Source organism: Rhodococcus sp. DK176, from assembly GCF_038447315.2.
GTDB lineage: Bacteria > Actinomycetota > Actinomycetes > Mycobacteriales > Mycobacteriaceae > Rhodococcus_F > Rhodococcus_F jostii_A.
Map to the genome: position 1 here is coordinate 6,734,625 of NZ_CP118321.2, position 17,675 is coordinate 6,752,299.

Genomic DNA, 17,675 nt, shown 5'->3' on the forward strand with positions numbered 1-17,675 from the left:
GAGGGGCTACGCCGGGTTGCCCGCGGCCCGGCGATAGCCGCGCACCGCCGGGTAGGTGAAGATCAGCAGCCCGGCGAGCGACCACGCGATCGTCTTGAGCAGGGGTTCCGCGACCGGTCCGCCCATCGACAGTCCCTTCATCGCGTCGATGGCGCACGACATCGGCTGGTTCTCCACGAACGGCTGAAGCCACGTGGGGTAGGCGCCGGTGGGTACGAATCCCGAGTTGAAGAACAGCAGGAGAGTGCACAGCAGAGAGAGGAGTTCGACGAGCGGCGCCTTCGCCGCGTTGACGGCGAGGGCGGTCACCATCGTCGCGAAACTCACCCCGAACAGCAGCGGCAGGAGCATCAATGCGATACCGGCGAGAATGCCTTGATCGAACCGGAACCCGATGGCGAAACCGACGGCGATGATCAGCACCGTGGTGAGCATGATCCGCACGGATTCGGCCATCAGGCGGCTGAGCAGGCCCGACGCGCGGTGCACGGGCAGCACCCAGAACCGGCTCAGGAGCCCGTCCGCCCATTCCTTCTTCAGCGACAGACCGCCCGCGATGGATCCGAACATCGCGCCGACGAGCGTGATCATCGGAACGGTCCCGAAGACGCTGTTGACCCCGGTGGCCTTGGTAATCGAGATCCCGAGCACCGCCCAGAACATCAGCAACATCAACGACGGGTACACGATCGCCTGAAGCATGGTGTACGGGTCGCGAGCCCATCGGAGCAAAAGTCGTCCGGTCTGCAGCAGGCTGTGCGAGAAGAGTGCGGCGAAGGAATTCTCCGGGTGGGGTTCGAGCACCTCGGGGAAGGTCACCGTCGCCGGTGTGTCGGATCGGTACTCGGTGGTCATCCGCGCCTCACATTCGACCAGATCGACAACGGAATGAAGACCAGCGCCAGCCCTCCGCACCACAACAGGGTGGGTGTCAGCTGGTGGAACGTGATCGTGCCTTCCGTCATGGCACGCATGGACGAGGAAAACTGCGAGATGGGCTGATTTCGCACGAAACCCTGCGCCCACTCCGGGAACTGCGTCACCGGAACGAAACCGGACGAGAACATGCCGAGGATCAGCTGGGGGAGCGTCAGCGCCTGACTGGTGACCTCGGGGCTCCGGGTCAGCGTGCCGAGGGCGTCGGCACCCGTCGTCAGCGTGAAACCGATCAGCATCGCCAGCCCGCAGAACGCCGCGGTCAGCCCGAAGCCGCCGTCGAACCGGAAGCCGATCGCGTATCCGTAGCCGATCGCGGCGACGAGTGAGATCGTCGAGTGCACGAGGGAGGCTGTCATGCGCGCGGCCAGTGGGACCGCCGCCCCGACCGGCATCGTCTGGAATCGCGAATTCATGCCGTTCGACGCCTCGGTGGCCGCGCGGTGCGCCGCCGAGATCGCGGTGAACGCCATGGCCTGCAGGACGATGATCGGCATGACGAACTGCGCGTAGTCGATGCCCTGGAATTTCATCACCAGACGCAGCGGCAGATAGAAACCGACAGTGAAGATCAGCGGGGCGAACACCGCGATGAAGAACTGGCCGAACACCCACATCGTGTGCAGGTTCCGCTGGGACAGCGCAATCCACTGCTGGATGATCGACGGTTGAGGCCGCCGGTGCCTGCCGAGGGCACTCTCGAATCCGAGCTGGGCGGGCGCCGTCACGACGGCAGGCTCTCGTCGACGCGGACGTGACCGGTGAGGGAGAGGAAGACGTCGTCGAGGGACGGGCGCCGCAGGGCGATGTCGGCGAGCGTGACCCCGGCGAGGTCGAGGCGGCGCAGAACCTCGGCGAGGGTCTGGGCGCCGTGTTCGGCGGGAATCGACAACCGGTCGGTGCCTTCCTCGATGGCCCGATCGGGTGGGCACAGGCTCGTGAGGATTTCGCGGACGCGCGGCAGGTCGTCGAGACTCACCGGGACGACCTCGCAGTAGCTTCCGCCGGTCCGGGCCTTCAGTTCGTCGGCCGTGCCCTCGGCGATCACGGTGCCTTTGTCGATGACGACGATGTTGTCGCTCAGCAGGTCGGCCTCTTCGAGGTACTGCGTGGTCAGCAGGATCGTGATGCCCTGCTCTTTCAGAGCGGATACGAGGGACCACACGCCCTGGCGGCTGCGGGGGTCGAGGCCGGTGGTGGGCTCGTCGAGGAACACCACCTCGGGACGGATCACGAGGCCACAGGCGATGTCGACGCGCCGGCGCATACCGCCGGAGTACCCGGACACCTTCCGGTCACCCGCTTCGAGCAGATCGAACTGGCTCAGGAGGTCCTGCGCGCGCGATTTCGCGGACGCCTTGGGCAGGCCCATCAGGCGGCCGAACAGCACCAGATTCTCGCGGCCGGTCAGCGACTCGTCGAGGGCGGCGTACTGACCCGTCATCATGATGCTGCGCCGGACGTTCGCCGACTCCTCGACGACGTCGTGTCCGGCGACGAACGCGCGGCCCGCATCGGGCCGCAGCAGAGTGGACAGCACGTTGACGGTGGTGGTCTTCCCTGCGCCGTTGGGGCCCAGGATGCCCAGGACCGTGCCGCGGGGCACCTCGAAGCTCACACCCCGCAACGCTGCTACGTCACCGAAGGATTTCTCGATTCCCTCGACAAGAACGGCGGTGTCAGGTGCTGGCATGTCCCGAGTATGTCACGCGAAGAGGGTGATCAAGGCAGACCGGGGAACACCTTCGCGCCCGACGAAGGGGAGGGGAAAACTTCTGTAACGCGTAAAGACAGGTACACGATAAATGCCGGACGTCTGTACCACTTCGGCCCCGGCGACCACGGCGGAAACCGATCCCGTCCGGCCGGAAGGGCGTGCTGTGCCGTGACGTTCCGGCTCCGGGGAAGTGCCACACGGTAATTCGGGCCACCCCCACGAACTCCGGAACGAATGTGAGCTTCGACATGTGCCTTTCGCGCTCTACCGCGGCGTGACCCACGTCGTGATGTCGGCGTGAACCACCTCTACTCCCTGCCGGTCGAAGATGCGCACGGGCACGACCACGTCGGTGCCCTCGGTGATCGCGGCGAAGTCCGGCAGCTCCCGCAGTTCCGCGACGGCGCGCAGCGTTCCGTTCGCCTTGGCGAGGTAGTCGACCGTCATCGACTTCGGGATCCACCGGTGGGTCGACGGCACGGTCGCCTCGGACAGCATGCCCATGGCGGCCTCGGCGAGGTTGCACGCCGCGATCGCGTGGAACGTGCCCAGGTGGTTGCGGACGCCCCACCATTTCGGTGCGCGGACTTCGCAACGGCCCGGCCGCATCTCGACGACGCGGGGGAGTACCGAGCCGAAGTAGGGGACGCGCAGACACATGCCGACAGAGAAGAGGACGTGCCCGAGCGCGTTGTCGGGGAGCTTCTGCCACGCGGCGAACGTGGGACTCGAGGTAGTCATGCCCGTATCTTACTTCAGAGTAAGTTCGGTCGAGTACGAGAGGAATCGAGCCCGGTTTGAAGTCTCCCGCCCGGTACGGCATACTGGTCGGGTTGCCTTGTCTGGGACGCGATCGTTTGCGGCCCGAAACAGGTGGGGTGAAACGTCGCGGTGTAGATCACATGACCTGCTCGCGGCCACATGCAAGACGGAAGCAGTACCTACTGGCACTCGAATTCGAGTGCATCCGGTGCGCGTTCCCGGCCCGAAAAGCTGAAAAGTTCCGGGTCGGAGAATGAGTGGGAGGGCGACACGCCCGACCGCGTGTACCGGAGAACCATGACAGATGAACAGCGGCAGCGGATCGGGTGTGTCCCGGTCGCCTAGCGTTCGGACAGTTGCGGCCCAGGTAAGGGACTGTGCAGACGAGGTAGTTCGGCCCGACTCGGGTGGGACTACGAAACGCGGCAAGAAAAGGACACTAAGCGTGGCGGGACAGAAGATCCGCATCAGGCTCAAGGCCTACGACCATGAGGCGATCGACGCGTCAGCGCGCAAGATCGTCGAGACGGTGACCCGTACCGGGGCCCGCGTCGTTGGACCCGTGCCGTTGCCGACCGAAAAGAACGTGTACTGCGTCATCCGCTCGCCGCACAAGTACAAGGACTCGCGCGAGCACTTCGAGATGCGTACTCACAAGCGGCTTATCGACATCCTCGACCCGACGCCCAAGACGGTTGACGCGCTCATGCGCATCGACCTTCCGGCCAGCGTCGACGTCAACATTCAGTGAGCGCGGCGGAGACAAAAACAATGACTGATACCAAGATCAAGGGAATCCTGGGCACCAAGCTCGGCATGACCCAGGTCTTCGACGAGAACAACCGGGTCGTTCCGGTCACCGTCGTGAAGGCCGGACCGAACGTCGTGACCCAGATTCGTACCGAAGAGCGTGACGGCTACAGCGCCGTGCAGCTCGCGTTCGGCGCCATCGACCCGCGCAAGGTGAACAAGCCGACTTCCGGCCAGTTCGCCAAGGCCGGCGTCACCCCGCGCCGCCACGTTGTGGAGCTCCGCGTTGCCGACACCTCGGAGTACGAGGTCGGCCAGGAACTTACCGCCGAGGTCTTCGAGGACGGCGCCTACGTCGACGTCACCGGAACCAGCAAGGGTAAGGGCTTCGCCGGAACCATGAAGCGTCACGGCTTCGCCGGTCAGGGTGCATCGCACGGTGCGCAGGCCGTTCACCGTCGCCCCGGTTCCATCGGTGGTTGCGCCACTCCGGGCCGCGTGTTCAAGGGCATGCGCATGTCCGGCCGCATGGGTAGCGACCGCATCACGACGCAGAACCTCTCCGTTCACAAGGTGGACGCCGAGAACGGCCTGCTGCTGATCAAGGGTGCGATCCCCGGCCGCAAGGGTGGCCTCGTGATCGTCAAGAGTGCAGTGAAGGGTGGTGCACGAGCATGACCAGCACCGAGACATCGACGACCAAGCTGACGCTGGACGTCAAGGTCGCCGGCGGCAAGACCAACGGCACCGTCGATCTCCCCGCGGAGATCTTCGACGCGCCTGCCAACATCGCGCTTCTCCACCAGGTTGTCGTCGCGCAGCTCGCTGCTGCACGTCAGGGCACCCACGCCACCAAGACCCGCGGCGAGGTTCGCGGCGGTGGCAAGAAGCCGTACCGCCAGAAGGGCACCGGCCGCGCTCGTCAGGGCTCGACCCGTGCACCGCAGTTCGCCGGCGGTGGCACCGTCCACGGCCCGCAGCCGCGCGACTACAGCCAGCGGACCCCCAAGAAGATGAAGGCCGCCGCCCTGCGCGGAGCCCTCTCCGACCGGGCCCGCAACGAGCGCATCCACGTGATCACCGAACTGGTTGCCGGTCAGACTCCGTCCACGAAGTCCGCCCGCACCTTCCTCGGCGAGATCTCGGACCGCAAGAAGGTCCTGCTCGTCGTCGGACGCGAGGACATCGCGGCCTGGAAGAGCGTGCAGAACCTGGACGGCGTGCACCCCATTGCACCCGACCAGCTCAACACCTACGACGTGCTCAACAGCGATGATGTCGTCTTCAGCGTCGAGGCGCTGAACTCGTTCATCCACGGGCCCGCCGAGACCGCCCAGGAAGAGAACAAGGAGGAGGGCAAGTGAGCACCATCGCCGATCCCCGCGACATCCTGCTCGCCCCGGTCATCTCCGAGAAGTCCTACGGACTGATCGAGGAAGGCACCTACACCTTCCTGGTGCACCCGGACTCGAACAAGACGCAGATCAAGATTGCCGTCGAGAAGATCTTCGGCGTCACCGTGACCAGCGTCAACACCGCCAACCGTCAGGGCAAGCGCAAGCGGACCCGGTTCGGTTACGGCAAGCGCAAGGACACCAAGCGCGCGCTCGTGACCCTCTCGGCCGACAGCAAGCCCATCGAGATCTTCGGAGGACCGGTCGCGTAAGCGCCCGGGACTTGACGAGACATAGAGGACGAGAAGACTCATGGCAATCCGTAAGTACAAGCCGACTACCCCGGGCCGTCGTGGCTCGAGCGTCTCGGACTTCGCCGAGATCACTCGGTCGACCCCCGAGAAGTCGCTGGTTCGCCCGCTCCACGGACGCGGTGGACGTAACGCACACGGTCGTATCACCACCCGGCACAAGGGTGGCGGACACAAGCGCGCCTACCGGCTGATCGATTTCCGTCGCAACGACAAGGACGGCGTGCCGGCCAAGGTCGCTCACATCGAGTACGACCCCAACCGCACCGCGCGTATCGCCCTGCTGCACTACGCGGACGGCGAGAAGCGCTACATCATCGCCCCCAAGGGCCTGGCCCAGGGTGCTCCGGTCGAGTCCGGCGCAGGCGCCGACATCAAGCCCGGCAACAACCTGCCCCTGCGCAACATCCCGACGGGTACCACCATCCACGCGGTGGAACTCCGCCCGGGTGGCGGCGCCAAGATGGCCCGCTCGGCCGGATCCAGCATCCAGCTGCTCGGTAAGGAAGGCACCTACGCCACGCTGCGTATGCCGTCCGGCGAAATCCGTCGTGTCGACGTTCGCTGCCGCGCCTCGATCGGTGAGGTCGGCAACGCCGAACAGTCGAACATCAACTGGGGCAAGGCCGGCCGTATGCGCTGGAAGGGCAAGCGCCCGACCGTCCGTGGTGTCGTGATGAACCCGGTCGACCACCCGCACGGTGGTGGTGAGGGTAAGACCTCCGGTGGTCGCCACCCGGTCAGCCCGTGGGGCAAGCCCGAGGGCCGCACCCGCAAGAACAAGGCGAGCGACAAGCTCATTGTCCGTCGTCGCCGTACCGGCAAGAACAAGCGCTAGGAGGGAGTGAAGGATGCCACGCAGCCTCAAGAAGGGCCCGTTCGTCGATGACCACCTCCTCGCGAAGGTGGACGTGCAGAACGAAAAGGGAACCAAGCAGGTCATCAAGACCTGGTCCCGTCGTTCCACGATCATCCCGGACTTCATCGGCCACACGTTTGCGGTTCACGACGGCCGCAAGCACGTCCCCGTGTTCGTTTCCGACTCGATGGTCGGACACAAGCTCGGAGAGTTTGCACCGACCCGCACGTTCAAGGGTCACATCAAGGATGATCGGAAGGCGAAGAGGCGATGAGCAACACCGAAACCGCCAACCCGACCGCCAAGGCAGTAGCGCGCCACGTGCGCGTCACGCCGATGAAGGCGCGTCGTGTTGTGGACCTGGTCCGCGGGCGTTCGGTTGAAGACGCCCTGAACATCCTGAAGTTCGCGCCGCAGGCAGCGAGCGAGCCGGTCGCCAAGGTGATCGCCTCCGCAGCAGCCAACGCCGAGAACAACCTCGACCTCGACCCGAGCACGCTTGTCGTCGCCACGGCGTTCGTGGACGAGGGCGCGACCCTCAAGCGGTTCCAGCCGCGTGCACAGGGACGTGCGTTCCGTATCCGCAAGCGCACCAGTCACATCACCGTGATCGTGGAGAGCCTGCCGAAGACCGGAACATCGACCCGTAATCGCCGGAAGGGAAGTGCTCAGTAGTGGGCCAGAAAATCAACCCGCACGGCTTCCGCCTCGGCATCACCACCGACTGGAAGTCTCGCTGGTACGCAGACAAGCAGTACGCGGAGTACGTCAAGGAAGACGTCGCGATCCGTAAGCTCCTCGCCACCGGCATGGAGCGCGCGGGCATCGCGAAGGTCGAGATCGAGCGCACCCGTGACCGTGTGCGTGTGGACATCCACACCGCTCGCCCGGGCATCGTCATCGGCCGCCGCGGCGCCGAAGCCGATCGCATCCGTTCCGAGCTCGAGAAGCTGACCGGCAAGCAGGTCCAGCTGAACATCCTCGAGGTCAAGAACGCCGAGGCCGAGGCTCAGCTCGTCGCACAGGGTGTGGCCGAGCAGCTCTCGAACCGAGTCGCCTTCCGTCGCGCCATGCGCAAGGCCATCCAGTCGGCCATGCGTCAGCCCAACGTCAAGGGCATCCGCGTTCAGTGCTCCGGTCGTCTCGGCGGCGCCGAGATGTCCCGGTCGGAGTTCTACCGCGAAGGCCGTGTGCCGCTGCACACGCTTCGTGCGGACATCGACTACGGCCTCTACGAGGCCAAGACCACCTTCGGCCGCATCGGCGTGAAGGTCTGGATCTACAAGGGCGACATCGTCGGTGGCAAGCGTGAGCTGGCTGCCAACGTGGCTGCTCCCGCAGGCGACCGCCCGCGTCGTGAGCGTCCGAGCCGTCCCCGTCGTTCCGGTGCCACCGGCACCACCGCGACCAGCACCGAGGCCGGCCGCGCAGCGACCGCCACTGCCGATGCACCCGCTACGACTGAACAGAAGGAGGGCTGACGCATGTTGATCCCACGGCGGGTCAAGCACCGCAAGCAGCACCATCCGAGCCGTTCGGGTGCCGCCAAGGGTGGAACCCAGGTGACCTTCGGTGACTACGGCATCCAGGCTCTCGAGCCGGCCTACATCACCAACCGGCAGATCGAGTCCGCTCGTATCGCCATGACCCGGCACATCAAGCGTGGCGGCAAGATCTGGATCAACATCTTCCCGGATCGCCCCCTCACCAAGAAGCCGGCCGAAACCCGCATGGGTTCCGGTAAGGGTTCGCCCGAGTGGTGGATCGCGAACGTCAAGCCCGGTCGCGTGATGTTCGAGATGAGCTACCCCAATGAGGAGATCGCTCGTGAGGCCCTGCGCCGCGCGATGCACAAGCTCCCGTGCAAGTGCCGGATCGTGACAAGGGAGGAGCAGTTCTGATGGCTACTGGAACCCCAGCCGCAGAGCTCCGCGAGCTCACCGAAGAAGAGCTGGTCACCCGGCTTCGTGAGTCGAAGGAAGAGCTGTTCAACCTTCGTTTCCAGATGGCAACGGGTCAGATGGACAACAACCGTCGACTTCGTACCGTTCGTCACGAGATCGCGCGTATCTACACCGTTCTGCGTGAGCGTGAGCTCGGGCTGGCCGTTGGTCCGGACGCAGGTGACGCGGCATGAGTGAGGAAAAAGCAGTGAGCACTGAAGAGCGCGGCAGCCGCAAGGTCCGCACCGGATACGTCGTCTCCGACAAGATGGAGAAGACGATCGTGGTCGAGCTCGAAGACCGGGTCAAGCACCCGCTCTACGGCAAGATCATCCGGCGCACCAGCAAGGTGAAGGCGCACGACGAGAACGGCGTCGCAGGCATCGGTGACCGCGTGCAGCTGATGGAGACCCGTCCGCTGTCCGCGACCAAGCACTGGCGTCTCGTCGAGGTCCTCGAGAAGGCCAAGTAAGAAACCGAATAATGTATCCAGTACGATGGTGGGGTTGCCTTGCGGCAGACGCACGGCAACCCCACCGTTGTGCCGCCCACCCGGGCGGCCCCTCTCGCAGGGCACGGGTACAGACCGCGCACGTCGGGTCGGAAATCTGCCGTGCAACAGTCCAGGTCAAGGAGAAGTAAGTGATTCAGCAGGAGTCGCGGCTGCGCGTCGCCGACAACACGGGTGCCAAGGAGATTCTCTGCATCCGCGTTCTCGGTGGTTCGTCTCGCCGCTACGCCGGGATCGGTGACATCATCGTCGCCACCGTCAAGGACGCCATCCCGGGTGGAAACATCAAGAAGGGCGAGGTCGTCAAGGCCGTCATCGTCCGTACCACCAAGGAGCGTCGCCGTCCGGACGGGTCGTACATCAAGTTCGACGAGAACGCCGCCGTCCTCATCAAGCCGGACAACGATCCTCGTGGCACCCGCATCTTCGGCCCCGTCGGCCGTGAGCTGCGTGAGAAGAAGTTCATGAAGATCGTCTCGCTCGCCCCGGAGGTGCTGTGATGAAGGTGCACAAGGGTGACACCGTGCTGGTCATCGCCGGCAAGGACAAGGGCGCGAAGGGCAAGGTCATCCAGGCCTACCCCGCGACCAACAAGGTCCTCGTCGAAGGCGTGAACCGCATCAAGAAGCACACCGCGGTTTCCGCGAACGAGCGCGGAGCCTCCTCCGGCGGCATCGTCACGCAGGAAGCCCCGATCCACGTTTCCAACGTCGCGGTCGTCGACTCGGACGGCAACCCCACCCGCGTGGGCTACCGGACCGACGAAGAGTCCGGCAAGCGCGTTCGGATTTCCCGGAAGAACGGGAAGGACATCTGACATGACCTCCACTGAGAACAAGATCCAGCCGCGCCTGAAGACTCGCTACCGCGAGGAGATCAAGGCTGCGCTGAACACCGAGTTCGACTACGCCAACGTGATGCAGATCCCCGGCGTCGTCAAGGTCGTCGTCAACATGGGTGTCGGTGACGCCGCGCGCGACGCCAAGCTGATCAACGGTGCCGTCAACGATCTCGCTCTGATCACCGGTCAGAAGCCCGAGATCCGCAAGGCACGCAAGTCCATCGCGCAGTTCAAGCTCCGCGAGGGAATGCCGATCGGTGCCCGCGTCACGCTGCGTGGCGACCGCATGTGGGAGTTCCTGGACCGTCTCGTGTCCGTCGCGCTTCCCCGCATCAGGGACTTCCGCGGCCTGTCGGGCAACCAGTTCGACGGCAACGGCAACTACACGTTCGGCCTGAACGAGCAGTCGATGTTCCACGAGATCGACGTGGACAAGATCGACCGCCCGCGCGGCATGGACATCACCGTGGTGACCACCGCGACCAACAACGAAGAAGGCCGTGCCCTGCTGAAGCACCTCGGCTTCCCGTTCAAGGAGAACTGAGCTAATGGCTAAGAAGGCATTGGTCAACAAGGCCAACAAGAAGCCCAAGTTCGCGGTGCGCGCCTACACCCGCTGCCAGCGCTGCGGCCGTCCGCACTCGGTGTTCCGCAAGTTCGGCCTGTGCCGAATCTGCGTCCGTGAGATGGCGCACGCCGGCGAGCTGCCCGGCGTTCACAAGAGCTCCTGGTGAGCCGGTGACGCCGTCGCCTCGGCGGCGGCGTCACCCCACAGACTTCCGGTTCGTAACCTCGGACCGGGAAACGTAAGACCTACTTCGCGATAGGCCTGCGCCGGAATCGGCAGAGGGAACCGTTGTGAGAAAGGTAGAGGTCAACCTCATGACCATGACCGACCCCATCGCAGACTTCTTGACGCGTCTGCGCAACGCCAACACGGCGTACCACGATGAGGTGAAGTTGCCCCACTCGAAGATCAAGGCGAACATCGCCGAGATCCTCAAGCGCGAGGGTTACATCGCCGACTACCGCACCGAAGACGCCGAGGTGGGCAAGACCCTCATCGTCGACCTGAAGTACGGCCCGAGCCGTGAGCGCAGCCTTGCCGGCGTGCGTCGCGTCTCCAAGCCCGGTCTGCGTGTGTACGCGAAGTCCACCAACCTGCCCAAGGTTCTGGGCGGCCTCGGAGTGGCGATCATTTCCACGTCCACCGGCCTGCTCACCGATCGCCAGGCGGCCAATCAAGGAGTGGGCGGGGAAGTCCTCGCCTACGTCTGGTAAGGGAGGCCACCACAATGTCGCGTATTGGAAAGATTCCCGTCACCGTCCCCGGCGGCGTCGACGTCTCGATCGACGGCCAGGACGTCACGGTCAAGGGTCCCAAGGGCTCGCTGGCCCTGACGATCTCCGAGCCGATTGCCATTGCGAAGAACGACGACGGCACGCTCAGCGTGACTCGTCCGGACGACGAGCGTCGCAGCCGCGCGCTGCACGGTCTGTCTCGCACCCTGGTGCAGAACCTCATCACCGGTGTCACCGACGGTTACACCACCAAGATGGAGATTCACGGCGTCGGTTACCGCGTCGCTCTCAAGGGCAAGGACCTCGAGTTCGCACTCGGCTACAGCCACCCGGTTCCGATCGAGGCTCCGGAAGGCATCACCTTCGCGGTCGAGTCGCCCACCAAGTTCTCGGTGTCGGGCATCGACAAGCAGAAGGTCGGGCAGATCTCGGCCAACATCCGTCGTCTCCGTCGTCCGGACCCGTACAAGGGCAAGGGCGTGCGTTACGAGGGTGAGCAGATCCGCCGCAAGGTCGGAAAGACGGGTAAGTGATATGAGCCAGACTGCAAACCAGAAAGCCAAGCGGATTCCGCTCGGCAAGGATGCGTCCACGAAGCGTCGCCTGTCGAAGGTGCGTCGTCACTTCCGTCTCCGCAAGAAGGTCTCCGGCACGCCCGAGCGTCCCCGCCTGGTCGTCAACCGGTCCGCGCGCCACATCCACGTCCAGCTCGTGGACGACCTCGCAGGCCACACCCTGGCTGCGGCGTCGACCACCGAGGCCGACGTGCGTGCAGCGGACGGCGACAAGAAGGCCCTCAGTGCGAAGGTCGGTCAGCTGATCGCCGAGCGCGCGAAGGCAGCCGGTGTCGAGGCCGTCGTGTTCGACCACGGTGGACACGGCTACCACGGTCGCATCGCGGCCCTTGCGGACGCAGCTCGCGAAGGCGGGTTGAAGTTCTGATGACCAAGACCGAGTACATGAACGGAAGGACAGCCTGATGCCGGGACGTCAGAGGCGTGACGGCGGAAGCGGACCCGCCGGACAGAATGGCCCCAACACCGGGGACAACCGCGGCGGCGGCGACCGTCGTGGTGGCGGTCGCGACGATCGTCGCGGCGGACAGTCGGCCGAGAAGTCGAACCACATCGAGCGCGTCGTCACGATCAACCGCGTGTCGAAGGTCGTCAAGGGTGGTCGTCGCTTCAGCTTCACCGCGCTTGTGATCGTGGGCGACGGCAACGGACTGGTCGGCGTCGGCTACGGCAAGGCCAAGGAAGTTCCTGCGGCCATCCAGAAGGGCGTCGAGGAGGCTCGTAAGAGCTTCTTCCGCGTTCCGATGATCGGCAGCACCATCACGCACCCGGTTCAGGGTGAGGCCGCAGCGGGCGTCGTCATGCTGCGTCCGGCAAGCCCCGGTACCGGTGTCATCGCCGGTGGCGCGGTGCGTGCCGTGCTGGAATGCGCCGGCATCCACGACATTCTGTCGAAGTCGCTCGGTAGCGACAACGCCATCAATGTTGTGCATGCGACCGTTGCTGCGCTCAAGGGCCTGCAGCGCCCCGAGGAAGTTGCCGCTCGCCGCGGTCTCGCCCTCGAGGACGTTGCCCCCGCCGGCATGCTGCGTGCGCGCGCACAGGCTGGGAGCGTGAAGTAATGGCCGAACTCAAGGTCACTCAGATCAAGAGCACCATCGGTACCAAGCAGAACCAGCGGAACTCGCTGCGCACCCTCGGCTTGAAGGGCATCCGTCAGACGGTTGTCCGCGAGGACAATGCTCAGAACCGCGGTCTGATCAACGTGGTGCGCCACCTCGTCACAGTTGAGGAGGTCTAACCATGACCATCAAACTGCATCACCTACGCCCCGCGCCGGGAGCCAAGTCCGACAAGATTCGTGTCGGTCGTGGTGAAGGCGGCAAGCGCGGCAAGACCGCCGGTCGCGGCACCAAGGGCACCAAGGCCCGCAAGAACGTGCCCGCCGCCTTCGAGGGTGGACAGATGCCGCTGCACATGCGTCTGCCCAAGCTCAAGGGTTTCACCAACCCGTTCCGCACCGAGTACCAGGTCGTCAACGTCGGCGACATCGCCCGTCTGTTCCCCGAAGGTGGACAGGTCACGGTCGAGGACCTCGTTGCCAAGGGTGCCGTCCGCAAGAACCAGCTCGTCAAGGTTCTCGGCGACGGCGACCTGACTGTCGCCGTCCAGGTGACGGTCGACAAGTTCACCGGCTCCGCCAAGGAGAAGATCGCTGCTGCCGGTGGTACCGCCACCGAGCTGTGAGCTATCACCGCTAGCCAGTAGATGGCCGCAGTACAGCCTCGCGCTGTACTGCGGCCATTTGCGGCTGTACGGGCAGCCCTGCCGCAGGTCTCCCAACTGTGCGTTCAGTTGCCACTGTTAGAGTTCTAGAGTTCATTCACGGACAAGTCTGCTTTCGACTCGTCTCCCCACCGTCGTGCCAGGAGGATCTTTGCTTTCCGCCTTCGTCTCGGCCCTCAGGACCCCAGACCTGAGGCGGAAGATCCTCATCGCGCTCGGTCTCGTTGCGCTCTATCGCATCGGTGCCGTGATTCCGTCGCCGGGCGTCGACTACGGGAACGTCCGAGCCTGTGTCGATCAGCTGTCGGGCGGTGACTCCGCGGGTATCTACTCGCTGATCAACCTGTTCTCCGGCGGCGCGCTACTCCAGCTGTCCATTTTCGCGATCGGCATCATGCCGTACATCACGGCCAGCATCATCGTCCAGCTGTTGACGGTCGTCATCCCGAAGTTCGAGGAACTTCGGAAGGAAGGCCAGTCCGGCCAGGCGAAGATGACGCAGTACACGCGTTATCTGTCGATCGCCCTGGCGATCCTGCAGGCCACCGGCATCGTGGCGCTCGCGTCGCGCGGCCAGCTGCTGCAGGGATGCCAGGAAGAGATCATCGCCGACAAGAGCATCTTCGGCCTCGTGATCATCGTGCTGGTCATGACCGCGGGCGCTGCTCTCGTCATGTGGTTCGGTGAGGTCATCACCGAGCGCGGTGTCGGTAACGGCATGTCGCTCCTGATCTTCTCGGGTATCGCGTCCCGCCTGCCGTCCGAGGGCAAGGCCATCCTGGACAGCCGTGGGGGACTGATCTTCGCGATCATCTGCGTCGCGGCCCTCGCCATCATCGCCGGCGTCGTGTTCGTCGAGCAGGGCCAGCGGCGGATCCCCGTGCAGTACGCCAAGCGCATGGTCGGCCGCAAGATGTACGGCGGTTCGTCGACGTACCTGCCGCTCAAGGTCAACCAGGCCGGCATCATCCCGGTCATCTTCGCGTCGTCGCTTCTGTATCTGCCGAACCTCATCGCGCAGCTCACCGGCGCCACGTCGTCCGCCGATCCCAGCTGGTGGCAGCGGATCATCAACGAGTACCTGGTGAATCCGAACAACCCGGTGTACATCGTCATCTACTTCGCGCTGATCGTGTTCTTCGTGTTCTTCTACGTCGCGATCACGTTCAATCCGGAAGAGCGCGCGGACGAGATGAAGAAGTTCGGCGGTTTCATTCCCGGTATCCGCCCCGGTCGCCCCACCGCGGACTACCTGAATTACGTGCTCAACCGCATCACCGTTCCCGGCTCGATCTACCTCGGCCTGATCGCGGTGCTGCCCCACTTCTTCCTGTCCGGAAGCCAGACCTCCAGCAGCATCTTCGGTGGTGCGGCCGTGCTGATTCTCGTCAGCGTCGCCCTGGACACGGTCAAGCAGATCGAAAGTCAATTGATGCAACGTAACTACGAAGGGTTCCTCAAGTGAGACTTGTCCTCCTTGGTCCTCCCGGTGCAGGCAAGGGCACCCAGGCCGCGATTCTGTCCGAGAAGCTCGGCGTCCCGCACATCTCGACGGGCGACCTGTTCCGCGCGAACATCGGCCAGGCCACCCCCCTCGGCCTCGAGGCGAAGAAGTACCTGGACGCCGGGGACCTGGTTCCCAGCGAGATCACCAACAACATGGTGAAGGCCCGTGTCGGCGAGCCGGACGCGGCCAACGGATTCCTCCTGGACGGCTTCCCCCGGACGGTCGACCAGGCTCAGGCGCTCGAGGCGATCCTCGCCGAGCTGAACACCAAGCTCGACGCAGTGCTGTCCTTCATCGTCGACGAGGACGTCGTGGTCGAGCGGATGCTGGCCCGTGGCCGCGCCGACGACAAGGAAGACGTCATCCGCAACCGGCTCCGGGTGTACCGCGAGGAGACCGCGCCGCTGCTGGACTACTACAAGGACCAGCTGGTGACCGTCGACGCCCTGGGCGAGGTCGACGAGGTCAACGCTCGTGCACTGGCAGCGTTGGGTAAGTAATGGGCTTCGGGCGTAAGCGCAAGGTCGTTCCGTTCCGGACCGCAGGCGAGCTCGACGCGATGGCGGCCGCCGGTGCCATCGTCGGTGCGGCTCTGGTGGCGGTCCGCGATGCGGCGAAGCCGGGTGTGAGCACGCTCGAACTCGACGAGGTGGCCGAATCGGTCATCCGCGGCGCAGGCGCCGTGCCCTCGTTCAAGGGCTACCACGGGTTCAGCGGATCGATCTGTTCGTCCGTCAACGATCGTGTGGTGCACGGGATTCCCTCGGCGGAAGACATTCTCGCCGAGGGAGACCTCGTCTCCATCGACTGCGGCGCCATTCTCGACGGCTGGCACGGCGACTCTGCGTGGACTTTCGGTGTCGGAGACATCATCGAAGCGGATCAGCAGCTCAGCGAGGCCACTCGGCTGTCCATGGAGGCGGGGATCGCGGCGATGCTTCCCGGCAACCGCCTCACCGACATCTCCCACGCCATCGAACTCGGCACCCGCGCCGCCGAGGTGGCGCACGACCGAAAGTACGGCATCGTCGACGGCTACGGCGGTCACGGCATCGGTCGCGAAATGCACATGGAGCCGTTCCTCGCCAACGAGGGCGCTCCGGGCAAGGGGCCGCAACTGGTGGTCGGCTCCGTTCTGGCGATCGAACCGATGTTGACCCTCGGCACCACCGATACCGTTGTCCTCGAGGATGATTGGACGGTCGTCACCTCCGACGGCACCCGTGCCGCGCACTGGGAGCACACGGTCGCGGTCACCGAGGATGGGCCGCGCATCCTGACCCTGCGTCCGGAGTAGCGGCCGGCCGCCGGAGGGCGCGGGCCTATACGTCGATAAGCAACGTCACCGGGCCGTCGTTGACGAGGCTGATTTCCATGTGTTCGCCGAACACGCCGGTCTCGACGGTCGCGCCCAGCTCGCGCAGGGCGCCGGTGAACTCGTCCACGAGTGGTTCCGCCACCGGCCTCGGCGCCGCGGCGGACCAGGACGGGCGCCGGCCCCGGCGGGTGTCCGCCATGAGCGTGAACTGACTGGCGACGAGCACCGGGGCGTCGAGGTCGGACGCGGACTGTTCGTTCTCCAGGATGCGCATGGTCCACACCTTCTTCGCGAGCAGAGCCGCCTTCGCCTCGTCGTCCGTATGGGTGACGCCGACCAGGACGAGCAGCCCGTGGCCGCCGGCCGGGGGAGTGATCCGTCCGACCTCGTCGCCGTCGACGCGGACCGACGCGGACGTCACTCGCTGTACCAGGGCGCGCACGCACACCATCCTTCGCATCGTGGCCGTGGGTATCGGAAGTCGAATTCTGCCGGGCGGGCGGCTCCGTCGGGGACCGCATTTGGCCTGGTGAGCAATTTCCCGTAACATGGATCAACGGTGCGCTATGCGTGCCGGTTGTCTGCGTGCCCAGTGCCGGATTCGATCCGGATTGTTCATGTTTCGGCCGGTGAAGATCCCATTGGGCGCCACGGTAACGGAAACAGATGCAATAAGCACGCCAAACCACATGGATCGCGGAGGATATGGCTAAGAAAGACGGGGCCATCGAGGTCGAGGGACGAGTAGTCGAGCCGCTGCCCAATGCGATGTTCCGCATTGAGCTCGAGAACGGCCACAAGGTTCTCGCCCACATCAGCGGAAAGATGCGTCAGCACTACATTCGCATCCTCCCGGAAGATCGCGTTGTCGTAGAGCTCTCGCCCTACGACTTGTCGCGCGGACGCATCGTTTACCGGTACAAGTAAAGCTTCCCCGCCCGACCAGGTCGGGGAGAAGTACGTCCGCTGCGGCTCTGCGTAGTGGGCTGCCACAAAACAGGAGATCAGAAGACGTGAAGGTTCAGCCGAGCGTCAAGAAGATCTGCGAAAAGTGCAAGGTGATCCGTCGTAACGGCCGGGTCATGGTGATCTGCGAGAACCTGCGCCACAAGCAGCGTCAGGGCTAGATCTCCGCTTTTCGAGGATCTGCTTGGCAACAAGCAAAGATGACCTCCCAGCACCAGCCAGTACTCACGGCTTTCGAGCAGGTACTGGTTCACCCCC

General features: G+C 64.7%; 31 protein-coding genes. 26 read left to right on the forward strand and 5 right to left on the reverse strand.

All coding sequences use genetic code 11. The annotated features are described in order from the left end of the window. Positions 1–6 precede the first annotated feature (6 nt). From PSR88_RS31140 to PSR88_RS31155, 4 genes are all read right to left on the reverse strand, one after another. Positions 7–855 (reverse strand): ABC transporter permease, encoded by an 849-nt coding sequence (locus PSR88_RS31140; protein ID WP_016883238.1) that lies wholly within the window; start codon positions 853–855, stop codon positions 7–9. Further along, positions 852–1,664: an ABC transporter permease gene (locus PSR88_RS31145; protein ID WP_016883237.1), complete on the reverse strand. Its 813-nt coding sequence runs from the start codon at positions 1,662–1,664 to the stop codon at positions 852–854. Before PSR88_RS31145 ends, PSR88_RS31140 begins: the two co-directional genes overlap by 4 nt. Further along, a complete protein-coding gene (locus PSR88_RS31150) occupies positions 1,661–2,629 on the reverse strand; it encodes an ATP-binding cassette domain-containing protein (protein ID WP_016883236.1) in 969 nt (322 codons plus the stop codon). Before PSR88_RS31150 ends, PSR88_RS31145 begins: the two co-directional genes overlap by 4 nt. A 288-nt stretch (positions 2,630–2,917) precedes the next feature. Then, the gene (locus PSR88_RS31155) at positions 2,918–3,394 is read right to left on the reverse strand and encodes a hotdog fold domain-containing protein (RefSeq protein ID WP_016883235.1); all 477 of its coding nucleotides are present in this window, start codon (positions 3,392–3,394) and stop codon (positions 2,918–2,920) included. A gap of 466 nt (positions 3,395–3,860) precedes the next feature. Here PSR88_RS31155 and rpsJ point away from each other — a divergent pair, with 466 nt between their 5' ends. The 24 genes from rpsJ to map all read left to right on the forward strand — a co-directional run bounded on the left by rpsJ (position 3,861) and on the right by map (position 16,430). Further along, complete coding sequence (rpsJ, locus tag PSR88_RS31160; protein WP_003938093.1) at positions 3,861–4,166, forward strand: 30S ribosomal protein S10; 306 nt, start codon at positions 3,861–3,863, stop codon at positions 4,164–4,166. Between the two features lie 20 nt (positions 4,167–4,186). Further along, positions 4,187–4,843 (forward strand): 50S ribosomal protein L3, encoded by a 657-nt coding sequence (rplC, locus tag PSR88_RS31165; protein ID WP_009479366.1) that lies wholly within the window; start codon positions 4,187–4,189, stop codon positions 4,841–4,843. Further along, the gene (gene rplD, locus PSR88_RS31170; protein WP_009479367.1) at positions 4,840–5,529 is read left to right on the forward strand and encodes a 50S ribosomal protein L4; all 690 of its coding nucleotides are present in this window, start codon (positions 4,840–4,842) and stop codon (positions 5,527–5,529) included. The genes rplC and rplD overlap by 4 nt, the downstream gene beginning before the upstream one ends. Beyond that, positions 5,526–5,831, forward strand: a complete 306-nt coding sequence (rplW, locus tag PSR88_RS31175) for a 50S ribosomal protein L23 (RefSeq protein ID WP_005239632.1) — start codon at positions 5,526–5,528, stop codon at positions 5,829–5,831. Before rplD ends, rplW begins: the two co-directional genes overlap by 4 nt. Positions 5,832–5,871: 40 nt before the next feature. Continuing rightward, positions 5,872–6,708 (forward strand): 50S ribosomal protein L2, encoded by an 837-nt coding sequence (gene rplB, locus PSR88_RS31180; protein WP_009479368.1) that lies wholly within the window; start codon positions 5,872–5,874, stop codon positions 6,706–6,708. Positions 6,709–6,721: 13 nt separating this feature from the next. Then, positions 6,722–7,003 (forward strand): 30S ribosomal protein S19, encoded by a 282-nt coding sequence (gene rpsS / locus PSR88_RS31185; RefSeq protein WP_003940820.1) that lies wholly within the window; start codon positions 6,722–6,724, stop codon positions 7,001–7,003. After that, positions 7,000–7,404 (forward strand): 50S ribosomal protein L22, encoded by a 405-nt coding sequence (gene rplV, locus PSR88_RS31190; RefSeq protein ID WP_005239634.1) that lies wholly within the window; start codon positions 7,000–7,002, stop codon positions 7,402–7,404. Before rpsS ends, rplV begins: the two co-directional genes overlap by 4 nt. After that, entirely contained in the window at positions 7,404–8,210 is an 807-nt protein-coding gene (gene rpsC, locus PSR88_RS31195) for a 30S ribosomal protein S3 (RefSeq protein ID WP_005239635.1), read from the forward strand. Before rplV ends, rpsC begins: the two co-directional genes overlap by 1 nt. 3 nt (positions 8,211–8,213) lie before the next feature. Further along, a complete protein-coding gene (gene rplP, locus PSR88_RS31200; RefSeq protein WP_005239636.1) occupies positions 8,214–8,630 on the forward strand; it encodes a 50S ribosomal protein L16 in 417 nt (138 codons plus the stop codon). Next, on the forward strand, positions 8,630–8,866 hold the full coding sequence (rpmC, locus tag PSR88_RS31205) for a 50S ribosomal protein L29 (protein WP_005239637.1): 237 nt from the start codon (positions 8,630–8,632) through the stop codon (positions 8,864–8,866). The genes rplP and rpmC overlap by 1 nt, the downstream gene beginning before the upstream one ends. Next, a complete protein-coding gene (gene rpsQ, locus PSR88_RS31210) occupies positions 8,863–9,144 on the forward strand; it encodes a 30S ribosomal protein S17 (protein ID WP_005239638.1) in 282 nt (93 codons plus the stop codon). Before rpmC ends, rpsQ begins: the two co-directional genes overlap by 4 nt. 170 nt (positions 9,145–9,314) lie before the next feature. Further along, complete coding sequence (rplN, locus tag PSR88_RS31215) at positions 9,315–9,683, forward strand: 50S ribosomal protein L14 (RefSeq protein WP_005239639.1); 369 nt, start codon at positions 9,315–9,317, stop codon at positions 9,681–9,683. Then, the gene (gene rplX, locus PSR88_RS31220) at positions 9,683–10,000 is read left to right on the forward strand and encodes a 50S ribosomal protein L24 (protein WP_005239640.1); all 318 of its coding nucleotides are present in this window, start codon (positions 9,683–9,685) and stop codon (positions 9,998–10,000) included. The genes rplN and rplX overlap by 1 nt, the downstream gene beginning before the upstream one ends. A 1-nt stretch (position 10,001) precedes the next feature. Further along, the gene (gene rplE, locus PSR88_RS31225; protein WP_005239642.1) at positions 10,002–10,568 is read left to right on the forward strand and encodes a 50S ribosomal protein L5; all 567 of its coding nucleotides are present in this window, start codon (positions 10,002–10,004) and stop codon (positions 10,566–10,568) included. Positions 10,569–10,572: 4 nt separating this feature from the next. Further along, entirely contained in the window at positions 10,573–10,758 is a 186-nt protein-coding gene (locus PSR88_RS31230; RefSeq protein ID WP_005239644.1) for a type Z 30S ribosomal protein S14, read from the forward strand. Positions 10,759–10,906: 148 nt separating this feature from the next. Further along, positions 10,907–11,305, forward strand: a complete 399-nt coding sequence (gene rpsH, locus PSR88_RS31235) for a 30S ribosomal protein S8 (RefSeq protein ID WP_005239657.1) — start codon at positions 10,907–10,909, stop codon at positions 11,303–11,305. Between the two features lie 14 nt (positions 11,306–11,319). Continuing rightward, a complete protein-coding gene (rplF, locus tag PSR88_RS31240; protein ID WP_009479371.1) occupies positions 11,320–11,859 on the forward strand; it encodes a 50S ribosomal protein L6 in 540 nt (179 codons plus the stop codon). Between the two features lies 1 nt (position 11,860). Continuing rightward, on the forward strand, positions 11,861–12,268 hold the full coding sequence (rplR, locus tag PSR88_RS31245) for a 50S ribosomal protein L18 (protein WP_009479372.1): 408 nt from the start codon (positions 11,861–11,863) through the stop codon (positions 12,266–12,268). Between the two features lie 37 nt (positions 12,269–12,305). Further along, positions 12,306–12,962 (forward strand): 30S ribosomal protein S5, encoded by a 657-nt coding sequence (rpsE, locus tag PSR88_RS31250; protein ID WP_005253858.1) that lies wholly within the window; start codon positions 12,306–12,308, stop codon positions 12,960–12,962. After that, on the forward strand, positions 12,962–13,141 hold the full coding sequence (gene rpmD / locus PSR88_RS31255) for a 50S ribosomal protein L30 (RefSeq protein ID WP_005253859.1): 180 nt from the start codon (positions 12,962–12,964) through the stop codon (positions 13,139–13,141). The genes rpsE and rpmD overlap by 1 nt, the downstream gene beginning before the upstream one ends. A gap of 2 nt (positions 13,142–13,143) precedes the next feature. After that, the gene (gene rplO, locus PSR88_RS31260; protein WP_005239667.1) at positions 13,144–13,587 is read left to right on the forward strand and encodes a 50S ribosomal protein L15; all 444 of its coding nucleotides are present in this window, start codon (positions 13,144–13,146) and stop codon (positions 13,585–13,587) included. 190 nt (positions 13,588–13,777) lie between these two features. Continuing rightward, positions 13,778–15,091, forward strand: coding sequence for a preprotein translocase subunit SecY (secY, locus tag PSR88_RS31265; protein WP_005239668.1), 1,314 nt, complete (start codon positions 13,778–13,780; stop codon positions 15,089–15,091). Next, on the forward strand, positions 15,088–15,633 hold the full coding sequence (locus PSR88_RS31270) for an adenylate kinase (protein WP_009479373.1): 546 nt from the start codon (positions 15,088–15,090) through the stop codon (positions 15,631–15,633). Before secY ends, PSR88_RS31270 begins: the two co-directional genes overlap by 4 nt. Continuing rightward, positions 15,633–16,430 (forward strand): type I methionyl aminopeptidase, encoded by a 798-nt coding sequence (gene map, locus PSR88_RS31275; RefSeq protein WP_009479374.1) that lies wholly within the window; start codon positions 15,633–15,635, stop codon positions 16,428–16,430. Before PSR88_RS31270 ends, map begins: the two co-directional genes overlap by 1 nt. 25 nt (positions 16,431–16,455) lie before the next feature. Here map and dtd read toward each other — a convergent pair whose 3' ends face one another. Continuing rightward, on the reverse strand, positions 16,456–16,893 hold the full coding sequence (gene dtd, locus PSR88_RS31280; protein ID WP_005253862.1) for a D-aminoacyl-tRNA deacylase: 438 nt from the start codon (positions 16,891–16,893) through the stop codon (positions 16,456–16,458). Positions 16,894–17,156: 263 nt separating this feature from the next. On the opposite strand from dtd, the gene infA reads away from it, so the two are divergent. After that, the gene (infA, locus tag PSR88_RS31285) at positions 17,157–17,378 is read left to right on the forward strand and encodes a translation initiation factor IF-1 (protein ID WP_003418601.1); all 222 of its coding nucleotides are present in this window, start codon (positions 17,157–17,159) and stop codon (positions 17,376–17,378) included. Between the two features lie 86 nt (positions 17,379–17,464). Then, on the forward strand, positions 17,465–17,578 hold the full coding sequence (gene rpmJ / locus PSR88_RS31290) for a 50S ribosomal protein L36 (RefSeq protein ID WP_003938068.1): 114 nt from the start codon (positions 17,465–17,467) through the stop codon (positions 17,576–17,578). Positions 17,579–17,675 lie beyond the last annotated feature (97 nt).